Source organism: Geomonas edaphica, from assembly GCF_004917075.1.
Lineage (GTDB): Bacteria > Desulfobacterota > Desulfuromonadia > Geobacterales > Geobacteraceae > Geomonas > Geomonas edaphica.
Genome location: NZ_SSYB01000005.1, coordinates 532,115 through 547,482, shown reverse-complemented (window position 1 = coordinate 547,482; position 15,368 = coordinate 532,115). Strand labels below are relative to the sequence as shown.

Annotated in this window: 9 protein-coding genes; all 9 read right to left on the bottom strand. The window is 46.3% G+C overall.

What is annotated here, in order from left to right; translation table 11 throughout:
* Positions 1–14: 14 nt before the first annotated feature.
* The 9 genes from gapS1 to E8K79_RS18135 all read right to left on the bottom strand — a co-directional run bounded on the left by gapS1 (position 15) and on the right by E8K79_RS18135 (position 15,349).
* Positions 15–1,502, bottom strand: coding sequence for a GapS1 family protein (gene gapS1, locus E8K79_RS18170; protein WP_136515943.1), 1,488 nt, complete (start codon positions 1,500–1,502; stop codon positions 15–17).
* Positions 1,503–1,532: 30 nt separating this feature from the next.
* Positions 1,533–1,688 carry a hypothetical protein gene (locus tag E8K79_RS21165; protein WP_162604710.1) on the bottom strand — a complete coding sequence of 52 codons (156 nt, stop codon included), beginning with the start codon at positions 1,686–1,688 and terminating at the stop codon, positions 1,533–1,535.
* Complete coding sequence (locus E8K79_RS18165) at positions 1,685–2,317, bottom strand: hypothetical protein (protein WP_136515942.1); 633 nt, start codon at positions 2,315–2,317, stop codon at positions 1,685–1,687. Before E8K79_RS18165 ends, E8K79_RS21165 begins: the two co-directional genes overlap by 4 nt.
* A gap of 10 nt (positions 2,318–2,327) precedes the next feature.
* Positions 2,328–3,347 carry a competence protein CoiA family protein gene (locus E8K79_RS18160; protein ID WP_162604709.1) on the bottom strand — a complete coding sequence of 340 codons (1,020 nt, stop codon included), beginning with the start codon at positions 3,345–3,347 and terminating at the stop codon, positions 2,328–2,330.
* Between the two features lie 2 nt (positions 3,348–3,349).
* Positions 3,350–4,033: a hypothetical protein gene (locus E8K79_RS18155; RefSeq protein ID WP_136515940.1), complete on the bottom strand. Its 684-nt coding sequence runs from the start codon at positions 4,031–4,033 to the stop codon at positions 3,350–3,352.
* A gap of 20 nt (positions 4,034–4,053) precedes the next feature.
* On the bottom strand, positions 4,054–8,256 hold the full coding sequence (locus E8K79_RS18150) for an ATP-binding protein (protein WP_136515939.1): 4,203 nt from the start codon (positions 8,254–8,256) through the stop codon (positions 4,054–4,056).
* Between the two features lie 219 nt (positions 8,257–8,475).
* Positions 8,476–10,305 (bottom strand): ATP-dependent nuclease, encoded by a 1,830-nt coding sequence (locus E8K79_RS18145; protein ID WP_198419846.1) that lies wholly within the window; start codon positions 10,303–10,305, stop codon positions 8,476–8,478.
* A complete protein-coding gene (locus E8K79_RS18140) occupies positions 10,269–12,872 on the bottom strand; it encodes a DEAD/DEAH box helicase (RefSeq protein ID WP_136515938.1) in 2,604 nt (867 codons plus the stop codon). The genes E8K79_RS18145 and E8K79_RS18140 overlap by 37 nt, the downstream gene beginning before the upstream one ends.
* On the bottom strand, positions 12,869–15,349 hold the full coding sequence (locus E8K79_RS18135) for a site-specific DNA-methyltransferase (RefSeq protein WP_136515937.1): 2,481 nt from the start codon (positions 15,347–15,349) through the stop codon (positions 12,869–12,871). Before E8K79_RS18135 ends, E8K79_RS18140 begins: the two co-directional genes overlap by 4 nt.
* Positions 15,350–15,368 lie beyond the last annotated feature (19 nt).

The following is a 15,368-nucleotide window of genomic DNA, read 5'->3' as shown; positions in this document are numbered from 1 at the left end:
CCATGTGGCCATGGCTATACCTGGTGGGATAGTTTTGCCTCTAACTCTTCAGTAACGTTGTCGAATATTTCTTCTAAAAAACGTAGTGGTTGTTGCGGGTAAGAGCCTAAATGCATCTCCAACAAGTACTTTTTTGTTTCGGGAATTGCGTTATCTTCAACCGCTCTTCGTAACACCTGAGATATGATGTTGCCATTAGCAACAACTATCTTCATCAACTGCTCAAAGGCGCTTGCTGATGCGAAAATAATGTTACGGAGCGGAATACAGTCGATATTCATATCTCTAGGAGTTAGATACTGAAGCAATGGTTCTGATATAAACTCCTCCCAGACATCAAGCCCATCGCTTAGATACATTTCTTTGTAGGTAACCACCAACGCGAATATCTCCCGATTATTAAGAAGGGCTCTGCCCTGGTCCGTTGTGGTCAGTAGATTGCCGACCTCATATATTTGCTTGAACGATTTAACGATACTGCTTTCGAGTTCCCGGTTCAATACCGCATTGGTGGGGTTGATTCGTGCATAAGGATGCATTTCAACACCTTTAATTTCTATCAGGACAACTGCGTCATCTAGCTCTATTACTGCATCGCACACCTTTTTGTTCGGAAATATTTCTTTGAGCCGAGCTTCTGGTATGTAAGCTATGTCGTTTTCATCCATAAGCCGGATGATATAACTTTCGAAAAGAACGCCAAACGCCTGCGGGAATCTTCGGGGATAAGCGCCTTTCAAAATGTCATAGATAGCATGCTTGATTTTTTCCTGGAGAACATAGGGTGAATAACAATGGTAGTTTTCGTTGATCTGGAGAAAAGGGTACTGCTTCAAGGGGGTTTGTTCGGTAAGTTGTAACAGTTTATCATCTGTCGTTTCATAGTGGCGCTCGAAGAAATCGAACGTGCACTCCACTGGAAGGCTTACTAGATTGAAAAAAGAGTCGATTACGCCTTCATTGAAACCCAGCGGAGCGAACCATCCCCTGGTAATATGCCTTCTGTCACTGTTGTCGATGAATCCGGACCATGCAGCTATCAGCATTTGAAGAAAGGTATTAATTTCGAGTCCTGTGGTGGTCAGGAATTGGTCATTGAGTTCGGCGGCAGCATCGCCTTCGAAAATAACAAGTTGCCTAGCCAAATCAAAAGATGAAATCTGTCGCTGAAACCAGAATTGCTGAAAGGCTACTGTCCGCAAAAATTTTCTGAGGCTACGTTCGTCTCCCTCCAAGAAACGTGAATCTCTTCCAAGGTGGTTGATGTCGTTTAAGGCATTGTTGACATCGCCCATCGTGGCTCTTTTGTTGCCATTTTTACCGCCTTCCAAAAAAGCGATTTTTATCAGGTACAAAAGATGCCAGGGATAGTAACCTCCATTCTCGTGGACTGCTTTCTTGCTAATCTCATGAAGCTTGTTTATGCACAGCAGGACGATAGAAAGAGTGTCGTATTTTCTCACCCTGTTCCGTAGCACTTTATATTCGTCGAAAGTACTCATCGTTCTCCTTAATGTTTAGGAACGGACCAGCTACTCCAGGCCAGTCCCCAGGTCCAGCGGAATAAACTCGGTATTGGTAGATTTCTTCCCGCACGCCTTACAGACGAAGTACGGTTCGTCGTCCGGAACTTCGTTTGCCTCTTCGCAGCGCGGGCACTTCACCGATTCGGTTCGTTTCGGTATCATAGCTTTAGCATTCCCCTTATCTCCCCAATCTGCCGGTCCAGAATGCCTGATTGCCACCCATAGCATGACAGATGGTACATCTGGTATACCATCTGCCCCCGCCGCCCCCGGAGGATTCCAAGCGCCCCGTTGCTGGGATTTGGCTGCCGGGGGAGCCACCGGAACTGCGGGGCCTGCCGCAGTAGGTTCGTCACGCCGGAAGGCATGAACACGTATTCAGTCGCGCCGTGGTCGATGAAGTCCGCCAGGCGCCGGAGGTGTCCAGGGTCCAGGTCCCCGGCAGTGAGTTTGTTGACGCCCACCGTCGGGAGGTGCAGTGCCTCTATGAACGACACTTGGTTAGCGTGCTGCGGAGAGAAACCGATTTCCGCGAACTTCTGGTGATACTTTCGTCCACTCCCGGTATAGTGTGGCATCAGGAATGGATGATGGACACCGTGCCGTTGCCAGAACACAACTCCGTCAGAGTGGTAGTCGAACACCTCCGGTAGTGTTCTCTCGATGTCAGCGCCGTAATTCGCGTCGAGGCCGATAAAGAGGAACCGGGCGGTGGCGGGATGTGTGCCCTGCCAGGGCTTCTCACGGAATTGGTCTACCAGTTTCTGTGAAGGGTGTAATTGAAATGGCAAGATTCGCCCCCTACGCTGTTATCCCTTGCCGCAGACACTCATTACATTTGCACATCCCCGTCACCCCGTTGTGCGTCCACCAGTCTGCCGTCACGCGACCGCAGAAAATGCAGGTTCCGACCTTCTCAAGGGACTGAACGGCTCCATAGGCGGGCCTTTCCTGAAAAGGAGCAGGGCTTGAAATCGGTCGTGGTATCGAAGTCGCTCGCGGCTCCGCCATCCGTGACAAGACGAATCTCCTGTTATGCTCCTCCGCTTCCCGAAGGCGCTTCTCCATCGCCTCCTGCTCCTCCCGGTACAGTGAAAGGCGCTCCCGTTCTCCGGGGTGCACAAATTCACCGTTCTTGGGAGATACCAAAACATCATCCAGGCAGTTATTCAATGGAACCCCCTCGTACACCTGAGGGGGATGAACCAACCGCAGGGAGCGACAGGTATGTATCCTGCGGGTTGAGGAGTCGAGATAATGTAGTGACTGCCCCTTTCCCAGGTCATAGTCCGACCGCTGCATGAAATCCCTTTCAGTCGTGGTCAGATGTATGCGGTCAGCGTCTTGGGGATCGGCATGTAGCATGTCGGCTGTTAAGAGGAAGGTAGCTCCCACTCCCAAGCGCAGGAAGCCCTCCAGAACCTGCAGGCGTTTATCCGGTTTCATCGTGGCGTCAATGATCCAGTAGGCAAACCTTTTGCTGTCCTTCTCCACCCAGCAGTCGATAGGGCGAAAGAAATCATCGCTCATTTTCTCGATGGTCACACAGTCGCCGAATTTCCCAACAAGCCACTGGTAAAGCACCGCACGCGCTTCCCGCAGTGCAGGCGACTCATCTGAGTAAGTGCAGTTCTGAAGATGCTTATGCGCAAAGTGTTGACGGCGCTGTTCTCCGGCGCGAACGCGCACTGGCTGGCTGCAGCCTTGGCAGAGAAGAAAATTCTGCCGATCAATAGTACGCAGAGACTCAATGGCATCGGCCCATTTCGGATCGATAATCACCACCTCGCTGCTATCTCGGGCATCAATGGCTTTGTACATGACTAGATGCGTCTGCTGCCAGGTCGGATTGAGTCGTCCCATTCCTTATATCGCTTTATCAAGTCTTCTACGTATTCTCGCACAGATACGCACATTCTCAGTGCGCATGGCTCATCGACTAAAATAAAGTTGTAATGGCTGTAAATTCCAATTTCCTGCTTTACAAACTTCTTAATCTTCTTCTGATTTTCTTGTTTAAGCATATCTATACGACCATTCGTGTGCGCAATGGCATTGCGCAATTCCGACAACATACTTATTTGATTCCAGGCTTCGTTTGCATACAATTCAAAACCAAGAATATCGTTATAATACTTTTGTGCTTTTTCTAAAAAGTTGCCTCGCAAATCATTAATGGTTATCTGTAGCCCGCGAGTTCTTTGGATGAGTTGAGCTATCTCGGTAACCGCGGACTCGAATACAGAATACAGCGCCACAAGAAAAGGATTCCGGAACCGGGGAAACAAAAACTCAATCCGGTGGTTACGCATCTGGCTGGCAAAATCCCATTCAGCGTCTTCAGGAGTCAGGTTATGTTCTTCAACCTGATACTGGAATGAGGCATCTTCCTCTTCAATAAGCTGTTTAGTATGCTTCTCAATAAGCTGAAGGTGCTCTTCAAGTGCTCTTAATTCAAGTGAAACGTCCAGAAGTCTAAAATCGAAGGTTAGTGGTAATGACGACATTGTATCCTCTTATTACAAAATCATTTGGATTGAATCGCATCAGCAGCATAGAACAAGCGAATGATCCCTATCAAACTCAGTCCCTCTTTTAACCGCTCTGCCCATTGGTCAAACTCCGACAAATTCAGAGAAACTTCCATATTCATGCCTGCCTCTGGGAAGATATTGTCCTTAAGTTTAGTCATGAGCAAGCCAGCAGCAACTAGATGAGGATGATGTTCTAGTTCCTTTTCAGAAGGATAATTTCCTAGAAGGTCTACAATGCAGTTGCTCATTGTACCAAAAGCATTTGATACTTCGTTGGCCTTACTCTGGAGATATTCTCGGAATAAGGTATTGCCTGCTTCGTCGAGGTCATCGGGAATCTTGCGCAAGTCAGAAATATGATCCACAAGAAGAAACAACTGGCCCATGGCCTCCTGGAATAAACGCATTTTGTCCATTGAGGATAAAGGTATAGTTTCAATATTGAGCTGAGTCAACACCGATGAATCGGGTTCCTTAGGTGCCAGATAACACGTTCGAGCTGCGGTAATGATTTCATCCTCTCCATAAAAAAGATATGAAGGTAAACACCAAATTCCGTCTCCAAAATACCGTCCCGATAAAAAAGGAACGATAAGTATGTGAGTCCAGTTGTGATCCAGAACATACTGTTTGAGGGTGCCAATGTCTAAGGGCCGGATTGCCGCCTTGAGCAACTGAAGAAGGTTTTCTAGCCCCTCAAACATACCAAGGGGTTCATCTGCATCGAGTGCAAGCCAAAGCGCCGAACTCTCCTCCCATGGGACTTCCTCGCTTATAATCCTGTATTTCCAGCCCGGCGATTGGTGTCCCTCCAGTTCCATCCTCAAATTTTTTTGGAGATCTTTTAAGATGCGATCCATGTAGGATAGTGAACGTAAATCGGCAGCGTTAAATTTTAATTCGGGTTTATTAACGAACTGGAACCATAAAGCCCATGTTACTGGAAAAAGCTCCTGCTCTCTTCGCTCAAGCTTCAGGAGTCGGTCATTTCCAATGTAACACCCCAGACGTTTCCTAAAAGCACTTTGTAGCGCGGGGAGAGCTTTCCACGCTTCCGATAGATTGTAAATGCTGAGTCTGACAGCATCAGGGTTGAATCCAAGGGTTTTGGAGCGGTTGATTAACAAATGCCGCTCCTGCATCGAAGTCAACCGACCAATTTGGCCGTTCACTATGAGAATGGCTGCAGTCTGCTCCCCAAAGAAATTACGAAGAGAGGAAAGATAATCATTTAGGGCTTTGAGATATTGGCGGTAAGCCTGAGCTAAGGGGGCAGAAGCTATGGAGATTTGTTGTTTCCCTGTCCGAATCTGACCAGTCTCACCCTGAAAAGGCTCCGCACCTTCGCCGGCAAACCCCCATTCATCCAAGGCAATTTTTGGGAGTTTTAACGTCTGATTTGTCGCATGGACACATTTATCCCACAGTTCTTGTGGAACTCGTTTGCCAAGCACTCCCGGCTTGCTGCCCTCAAAATATCCTGTTAATCCTTTTTTTAGACCGCTAAATGTGTCAACCACCTGTTCACGTATCTCAATGACTGTCTCGGCATACTCTCGCCACGATGCAGGTCGACGCAACCAGTCCCCTAAATTACGGAATATTGCATTGCTAGTCACTGGCCACCGAGGCGGCAGATATTCGGCATCGACCGCGGTCTTGTGAGTCGGATCATAAGGAAGAGGAATCAAACGTGTATTGTGACCGTACCCTTGAAGACCATATGCCTTGCTGTCTGGAAAAAATAACCTCAACAATTCAAGAAGACGGCGCGTTTCGTTGTCGAGAATCCTTCCCGAGCTGTTATTATCAGCAGGTTCTTTCTGATTTCCCTGAAGGAGTTCAACAGGAACAATGAAGTGAGCGCGGGTAGCTTTTTCGTTTTCCTCAACAAAAAACGTCTTCGTTTCGTTACGAAATCTATCTATAATTTTATTCCGGAACGGTTCAATTTTTGATTGAATGACATCTTTTGGACCGAGTGACAAACTCAAAATAACCTCTCCTAGACTGCGAAGCGACAAATGCACAAGCGGCCAGGAAAGATCAATGCCTCGAATGGTATTGTGCAATACATTTTCAATGCTCAAATGAACTGCCCAAAAATAGACTTCGGCAAAACCATCCCAGTCTGAGGCGTTAGCTGGAGGCGCTGGATCTATCTCAGCAGTTTTACCCAAGACATATAAACGATTGAAAGCAGTCGGAGGATCAGTTTGTCTTGCACGGAATGCCCGAGCCAACTCAGGCGAAGAGAGATTGAATGTCTCCAATGCTTCCAGTAGCTTTTCATCTGCACCTGGTGCTACACCCGCAACGTCATACTTCAGAAAAAAGAACCAACCATCGCCAAAGCATTTTTGCGCCTCCGCAATAAGCTCCTGATTGGCAATTACATACTCCCGCATTCCTAGCCACATCAAAGCACGCCAGATTGCAGCAACTCCAGTCCATGTCTTCGGATGATATTGTTCGAGAGCCCCGATTAAAGTGTTAACATCTGCAGGCTTACGGGCAAATGAATATAAAAGGAAAGACTCAAGATCCGATTCCGGAATGTGGGGAATTACCATTAAAGCGGTATCTTGCCATGAAGCGAAAGCTGGATCAGTCAATTCACATGACAGGATTTCTGACCTAATCGGATGAAGAGCCTCGATGTGAAGCTTGTCTTCTGTTGGACGCAGCAGGTATTCCCGCTCTAATAGTTGAAGGGTACGAAAAGGGTCCTGCAACTGTAGCGCTTTTGCTAAAGAAGCAATGTCGATACGTGCTTCGTAGGCTGTCGCGACAGAACAAGCCCGCAGAAAACCTAATTCTTCCTGAGCCAGGGTTCCGGCCCGTACCTCATCACGAAGACGCATCACCTGGTGATGGAGGCGATCTTTCAGTGAATCGACCTGCGTTATACAAAAGACAAATTCGAGGAGAGGGCCCTCGCCTCCAAAACGCAACCATGCATCCTCAAAAGCGGGATAAATTTTCGCAACACCCCGCTCCGAGAGCCTTTCAAAAATAGACCTAGCCTCGTTTTGGTCAAAATCGAGAGCAATTGTCAGGGGGAATCCAAGTTCGGCATCAGAAGAGACCTTCCGAGCAAGGTCCTCTTCACGTATGGTGACAAGGATTCTGATATTTTTTTGATCAAGAAGTTCTCGAACAAGCTCCGGCCATTCATGGTCGCGGGGAGAAACGTCAATGTAGATATACATTGGAGCATCAATAACTCGGAGATGGTCGGCCAGCGCATTGGCCACAAGACTGGCGTGAGTGCGGTCCTGAACATACCGGATCGCAAATCGCCACTCCTCTGGGACAAAATCATGTAAGTAACGCAAAGCGATGGTGGTCTTCCCCTGCCCTGAAGCACCATGAACTACGACAACACGAGTGCCGCCGGAGAAAGCTTTGTCTATTTCATAGAGCTTATTTGAACGAGGAACATCAATATCAGCAAGGATATGTGAGTAACGCGTTGCGACCCCGCAATAAAATTCCTTTGCGAGTTGCTCGCTTTGAGTCGCATTAATCTGAGTGTCCTCAATTGGCACAATTGAGGTAAACCATTCCTGATGATGTGCTGTGCGCTCAGCAATATAGCGACCGACTGCATTGATCTTTGAAATGAGGTCGGTATAGGTAATCCTACGCTGGTTCTCTGAAGCTACATAAAGCCAGGCAACAAGAAGATCGAAGGCGCTCTCCGGGTCACCACCCGCAAGACTGTTACGGAGAAATTCATAGACTTCGTTCTTTAAGTCATCCTCCTTCGCTCGACTCCACTGTACTCCATCAAAAAGTCTGTCGATCTGACCGTCGGTAAATTTGAAGTCACGCAACTTTTTGCGGACTGAGGTTTCGTGGCGTACTTGAGAAGACCAAGCACCCTCTAATTCCGTTCCAATAGGGCCGAAGCTAACAACATCGACTTTAAGGTTTTCGCGTGTGGTAAGGTTGGCGGCTCTGTGGAAAAACGACTGTGGCTTATCTGGAGAAAAGCAGGATAAGGTGAGTGGGTCAGTGTAGGCTTTTATTTGAACAACTCGAATGAGACTATCGCCACGATATACTGCTAAATCCTCATTGCCTTCAGGCTGGAAAACTAAGCCGTGAGAATTTGGATGGAGAATGCATGCGAGCGAATAGAGAGCCTGCAGTCGATAGCCCTGAAGGGCTGCTTTTGCACCAGATGCCATTTATGCTCAGCCCTCACAGTTCTGCTTTAAATGCCTTTCCAAAATCGACGGATTTGACGTCGAAAATCGTTAATTGTGGCGACAAAAGCCATCACATTCCTGTGGCAATACGGTAAAAGGAACTTCCTATGCCATCAGCTTTAAATGGCAGAATCACCTGTTTCCAACTGACCGAGCAAGGGTTTGCAATGGAATCGCTCTACAATTTGTAATTGTCTGTCAGAATAAAGCGTTTATCACACCCTTTAACTCGTCTATCTTAGCTACTGAAATTTCACCTTTATGGTACTTGGATATAATGTTTAAAGGCTTTTGATCATTTCTTGTAGGCTTTCCAATACCTAAAAAACCCTCTATGTCAACATCAAAAGCATATGTTTTTGCAGTAAAATCATTCTTATTATTATCTATAAAAGTGTTGATTACCCCGTGAATATCAGCATCTTTATCGCTATCTATTAATACAGAGTGCGGAATACCCAACCGCCCACAAAGGTTCATATATCTGTGGACATTGAATTTACCCATTGAATCTAAAAAATATATATGGTTATCCTTTAAATCCGTCCAAACCTGATTAATCAAATAGTCAAGAAATATTTTTTCAGTAGCACCTTCGCATATAATCACATGTCTTGCAAAAAACAATGACGACCGCTCAGAATCCAACCAAAGAAAGTATTTGAATGACTCATCATCTAGCTTTTGCGCTTCGTTAGGTGGATCTTCGCCTAAATTTTTGTTTTGTATTTTTTTCTTTAATGCTTCAGGGGTGGTAGCATCTGCTAACAATGAGCTAAAATGTTTATACAGGCCTATATTATTATCTCCTAGTTCATCCAAGCATTCACGTGTTAATTGATAAGCATTGGTCTCTGCTCCTACCTTTCTCAATTTTGTAATGCACGTTAAGTCTTCAATATTTTTACTGACAAAAATAGGTGAATGCGTCGTAACTAAAACTTGATGGTCTTCCTCTTTTGATATGGCTTGCAAACCGATATTCATGTTAATTTGCTGTGTTGGATGCAAGAAAGCTTCTGGCTCCTCAAACAATATCAGAACAAAATCTGGAGAAAATTCTTTTTTCTTCTGTTCTTTCTTGTCAGCATATTTTGATGACAACCTTATCAAGGTATAAATCAAGTGTCTTTGTAGCCCCTGGCCATAAGAACCAACTGAAACTCGTTGTCCACCAAGAGCTTCATCTTCTATATGATGTGCAAGAAGATTTTTGATTATATCTTCTGGCATGATATGGTTTATTTCTACTCCAAATTTTATCTTCCAAGTTTCGATTTCTCTATTAATATCATCCACCAATGCGTTAAGAGAAAAACCATCTTTGGTAGCTTCGTCTTTGAACTTATCGTTAAATCCTTCGAATGCGGTCTTAAGCGTTGAGTAACTTTCGCTATCAGAAACAACCTTTTTCATAACGAAATTTACCATTTCCCTAAAAGGAGACGGCCCTGATAATTTCAAAGTATCATCAGTTTTGCTTATTTCGGGTATATAAATCAAATTACCAAGCTTAGATTGTGAGATATTCTTAGCGCCATAAAATAGGTTTTTGGAAAGTAAGCCATTTTCGTAACTATATATATTACTTTGATTTGCCTGGACTAAACCTTGTTCTGATTTAAAATATTTTCTTACTTTCAGGATACTGTCATCAGATTTATATTCTTCTTTAAGCCCATTTTGCTCATCTGTAGTAGTGATGTATTGTAATTCAATCCAGCTTTCTTGGTCGTCTGTATTAAACTTTGGGAAGTCTACTTTATCAGAGAACTTAATTCCATCTTCATAAAACATTCTAAGAGCATTAATAATAGTAGATTTACCAGAGTTATTTTTGCCGACTAATAGGCTATAATCTTTAACAGCAAGATCAATATCTTTTATAGACCTGAAATTATGCAGGATCAAACGACAAAGCTTCATTATTTCTTCCCCCAATATATTCGCATTAAAAAGACAATCACATTGGTCTACCCAATGCAACAATTCTATTTTGTTAATTCCTGCATTAAAGAGGATTTCCATCCATCAAATTTCCCCTCGCGAATCCGGTCGAAAAACCCTGTATAATCTTCTGGCGAGAGGAAGTAAAAATGATAACGCCACAACTCAGCGGCTTCTTGCAGCACCTCATTCAGCCTTTTAAAATGCACTTTCGCGTCTCGGAACTTGGCCTTGTTCCGGTTATTGTCGTCGCCATCCTGCTTAATCTCCACCACCAGTACATCGTGGGAGTCTTTTAGGCGAATGAAGAAGTCTGGATTGAAGAACTCATTAACAGTGTGGGTCTTGCCCGTTTTGGCTGGCTTGTAGGAGTATGGAAAAGAGTAGCATCCTCGATCAGGCGGCTTGATGAAGGACTCTATCAGAGCACTGTTCTCGAACAGGAGATCGCTGAATTGCCGTTCTGGCTTATGGCTGGCATAGAGTACATTTGTGGGGGTCTTGAATCTCGTAGCGTCAACCTTATGAAGGCGTTTGATGATAGCTTGAGCGTCGTCATGGAGGGAACTCTCATCGATCTCTGCAATCTTACGCCATTTGCAGTACTGATCCCACAAGGGAGTTTCATCCTTGTTAAAAGGTTTATCATCCCCATTTACATGGTACACCGCACCACTTTCTTTGACCCGACTTTCGGAAAATGACTGTCGTATTGAGGTCCGGTAGTCAACGGCAACGATCTGATCTTTTGCCTTTTGAGTCTTACGCGGATGTTCCCTATCCACATCTCGGAAAAGCGGGCCAAATGCCTGCTGCACCAGTGAAAGATTTTCCTTGCTTAAAAAGGTATGGTCATATCCTCCGGCCTGCAGTGCTTCCACAATCAGTTTTCTTATTCTACTCTTTGGCCACTTCTCCCCCAACTTCTTGTCTTTGTCAGCAATGAAGTCATGCAGCATGCAGACAGCATATTCAACCTCCTGGATGTCCTCATGCAGCATTTCAATAGCAAGTTTACCGCTTTCAGAAAAGGTCGAATACTCCGTACTCATGCGGCTTTGCGGCTTCAGCTCCAGCTTAATATCGATCGCCTTTTGCTTCTTCGTCTCGACTGTCTGATCCACCAGTTCATAACTGAGGTTGTAAAGGGGAAAGACAAACTCATCCCTTCGGCTGTCGTAGCCCCAAGAAAGTGTACTTTCCACTTCCAGCACATCCTTCAACAAATTTCCGATTTCGCTCGACCAGGCTTCGTGGTTCGTGACTTTAACCAGCGGAAGTACGTCTAGTGACGGTGGCACCCGCAAGCCACGTCCCAGCACCTGCGCAATCAAAAGTTTAGAGCCAAATGCTCGTGAATCATGTGGAACGATTTGAAAGACATTTTTTACGTCCCAGCCCTCCGTGAGCATGCTAACTGAAACGATCCACTCCACTGGGCTAGACTGGTTGTCAACGCTTTTCAGTGCGGTCAGATTTTCCTTGCGACGCTTGTCAGGGGAATCTTTCCCATCTCGTGGGCAATATGCAGCAGCAACGCGATCTTTGGCAGCTTTGGCAGTGGGTATGCCAGAAGTAACCCAAATTGCCTTTTGCTCTGCCTCCATGCGGCTGATCTTTTCCTTTTTTACCAGGAAATCAACCAAGAGTTTCCACTGCTCCACACACTCCGCGATGTCCTTGGTGACAACAATCGTAAGTGGCCGAACCTTAGTGCCGTACTCCTTCCAATTCTGTTGATGAACTGAATAGATTTTTTCCCAGCTCTGTCTTTTGTAGGTTTCTTCAAGAATATAATCGGGCTTTTTGACGACTTTCGCCTCAACTGCCTGTTTCAGCCCGAACCGGTAGATAACATCAGGGAAATATTCATTACCAGTGTAAGCAGTGCCGGTGGCGTGGATCAAGTATCGAAAACCATACTCAGGGTTTACCAAAAACTGCAGCCACTTCTTCATGGACGCTTCGTCACTGTCGTCTGGGCTGAACAGGTGGTGCGCCTCATCGTTCAACACCAGCGTACGCCCCCCGCGCCCCTTGAAGCTGTCGGCAATGGAAGAACCAGCATTGGTATAAACTGCGTGAATGTTTTCAATGCAAATGTCTCCAGGCTGTATCGTTTCATTCCCTCGCTTAACTCCAGGAATCGCTACCACAGCACCTAGGGATTTCATAATTTCCGCTAGCTGTGGATTGCTGGATAATGCATTGAATTTCTCAAGCAAGCCATCCTCGATGGTCAAGGATGGACACAGCACCAGCACTCGATCCACCAACCCCTCGGCCAGGGCAATGGCTGCTATACCATACATGAGGAAGCTCTTTCCACCACCGGTGGCGATGTCAAGAGTAGCCGATTTCCGGTCACGCAATGGCATCTTACCTAAAAAGACATCAATGCTATCGTCATGTCGCGGAGCCAACACTGGTCTGCTGTTCCAGTTCTCCCGTGCCAGCCGCTCTAAGTCGGGGTACTTTGCAGAAACGAGAAAGCGGAGCGTCTGTCGCGCGGCGTCGCGCAGAAAGGCATGATTGCCGGTATGCAAAAGATTCAGAAAAGCATCGTATTTATGCACTATCGCTTCGGTAGCATCACTGGCATCTTCAACACGGAGGACCTGATCGCTGATGCGGAATTGTACGCTCATTTAAAGTCCCCTTTTCCAAAAACGAGCGTCTTCTCATTCCCGTAGCGGTCGCAGAGAATAACCATCATCTTACCCCCCTTGAACTCCTGTTCTGGGATACAAATTTCAAGTGTTTTAGCCTTTTCCAAACCACCCGCAGCCTTTAGCAAGTCTTCACCCCAGAAGACACGATCGAGGCGGAAGACATCACCGTCATAGTTGAGATCAACCATGGCCATCGAAAACGTCTCGAAATTCGCAAAATCCTCTGGATCAGTTGTCAGTGTCTTGGATCGGAACTCGCTCACCTCCACCAACAATTCAGGAAGAAGCCCTTTCTGATTGCTACGAGCCTTGTACTTAACTACCGGCTGAGAAATAAAATCAAAACCGATGGCGTCGATGACCTCATTCACATCCGCCTCACGCACCGGCTGTTTAAGTGCGCCAGGCTCATGCTCTTGAATTAGGCGCAGAATGATGGAGATCGGAACTTTAAGAAAGACATAGACCGCGCCACCATGTGCAATCTCATCCTCGGCAAAGTCCATTGCCACTGTTGGAGCAATTATATAGAACCGTTCTCCTACCTTCCCACGCAGATTCTGATGTAGATTGCTCACAAAGCCGTAGTCAAGCGTCAGCGTGGGGTGATCCGGATAGTTCCAAACCAATGTGGAGTGGGTACCGATATAGCCGTCCAATTCAATGCCATAGCGGTGGTGTGCCTCTTCGCGCACACCGAAAAGCTTAAGAACAAATGGCCTGTACTCCTGCCATGGCATCCCTCGCAGCGCCCCCATGTCATATAGTCCTGCGCGATACAGGGCAAATTCCTTGGGTGATAGGGGCTTTTCACGCTCCGGCTTTTCTTTCGGCGCAATCAAAGAAATTCGGAACTCTCTCCCATCCACGGTGATGCGCTTCTCGCCGGGGCCGTCACCCGGTTCTATGTCATCCATCCGGTCCGGCAGAATGCACAGGTTTGCTTCTGGACAGGCGATTGAGAGCGGAGTGCCTTTCTTGAGCAGATCATGCTTGTCGATCAGAGCTGTAAGATCGTGCAGCAGGTCCAGCGTAATGTTACATTCGCCTTTTCTGGCTTTTTCAGTGATAAGGAGAAGAGTGGCATTTTTCTTAACATGCTCATCCCACTCTCCAAGGCGCTCTGTTTCTAGACGTTCATCTTTTTTTGCTGATCCTATAGTAGTAGTAAGTGAAAATAGCCGCTTCTGTAATGTGTAAACTGCCAGCTTTCCGCAGTCCATTGCTATCCATCTACGACCAGTTTTTTCAGCTGCAGCTATAGTTGTCCCACTACCTGAAAAACAGTCGAGGACAATGTCTCCTTCGTTCGATGAAGCTTTAAGGATTCGTTCGAGGAGGTCTTCTGGTTTTTGAGTAGGGTAGTCAACACGCTCCTCAGCCTGTGAATTAACCGGTGAAATGTCAGTTATGATGTCTTGAATTGCTACACCAGCACCAAGATATTTTTTGAATCGAGGACGCCCAGTTTCGCCAGCCTTTGTCTTAGCAGGCCAGTAGATATAGCCATTGGCATCCAACAGATCCAATTTTTGTTGAGTGTTCATTGAAGCAGCAACTTCATGTCCAACTAATGCTTCTACAGCCGCGCGATTAACTTTCCAGTGTCCGCCAAACTCAGCTGGATCAAGTCCCCGCCAAGGTTTACCAGAAAATCCATTCCTTAATCCTGCAGCAGTAAGATTGTCAGTTGTGTACCTTCCTCGCTCGTCATAGCCGGTATACTTCGATTTGAGGTACTTAGCATCATAATCCTGAAAACATTTGTTCCAGATGTAACTTTCTGACTTACTGTAAAATAAAATGGTATCGTGTATCGGCCCCCAGGAGACTGCGTCACTTCTGGCACTCGTTCTTTTCCAGACAATTTCGTTCTTAAAGTTTTCCTCTCCAAAAACCTCATCAAGAATAGCCTTCAAGTAATGGCTCTTTTTTGTATCAAGATGAACATAAATACTTCCGTCAGATGCAAGTATTTCTTTTAACAAGATGAGCCTACGGCGCAAAAATTCTATGAACTGTGCCCCGAGAACCTTGTCCCGATACGCCTTCTCCTTATCCTTCATAAAATCTTGCTTGGTGGCAAACGGGGGATCAATATAGATAAGCTTGATCTTCTCTCGTGTACCGAAACGATCTGGACCTTGCTGGTCGGCAAGGAGTTCGCGTAACGCCAGGAGATTGTCTCCCCAGACAAGCAGATTACGCCATCCGTCACCATGTGGCCGCTCCTCGGCAAAATGCCTAACCAGCTGCCACGGCGCCGCAGGAGTCTCCGCCAGAACCTGCTCACGCTTCATCTTCCCGGCATATTCCAGGCGGTACTCCTTACCTATCTCTACGCTCTGCATCCCACTGGGGAATAGCTTTGCGCGCCAATGCGCAGGTATCGCCTCCCCTGCCTGCAGTAGACGAATTAATTCCATACGTTCATTTTCAGTTATTTGGGACATAGCCTAAGCTCTCACCTGT

What these genes read in the sequence shown, in the direction of transcription:
- E8K79_RS21165 (WP_162604710.1), bottom strand. Translation starts at nt 1,688, where the DNA reads ATGATACCGAAACGAACCGAATCGGTGAAGTGCCCGCGCTGCGAAGAG.
- E8K79_RS18155 (WP_136515940.1), bottom strand. Translation starts at nt 4,033, where the DNA reads ATGTCGTCATTACCACTAACCTTCGATTTTAGACTTCTGGACGTTTCA.
- gapS1 (WP_136515943.1), bottom strand. Translation starts at nt 1,502, where the DNA reads ATGAGTACTTTCGACGAATATAAAGTGCTACGGAACAGGGTGAGAAAA.
- E8K79_RS18145 (WP_198419846.1), bottom strand. Translation starts at nt 10,305, where the DNA reads ATGGAAATCCTCTTTAATGCAGGAATTAACAAAATAGAATTGTTGCAT.
- E8K79_RS18150 (WP_136515939.1), bottom strand. Translation starts at nt 8,256, where the DNA reads ATGGCATCTGGTGCAAAAGCAGCCCTTCAGGGCTATCGACTGCAGGCT.
- E8K79_RS18140 (WP_136515938.1), bottom strand. Translation starts at nt 12,872, where the DNA reads ATGAGCGTACAATTCCGCATCAGCGATCAGGTCCTCCGTGTTGAAGAT.
- E8K79_RS18135 (WP_136515937.1), bottom strand. Translation starts at nt 15,349, where the DNA reads ATGTCCCAAATAACTGAAAATGAACGTATGGAATTAATTCGTCTACTG.
- E8K79_RS18160 (WP_162604709.1), bottom strand. Translation starts at nt 3,347, where the DNA reads ATGTACAAAGCCATTGATGCCCGAGATAGCAGCGAGGTGGTGATTATC.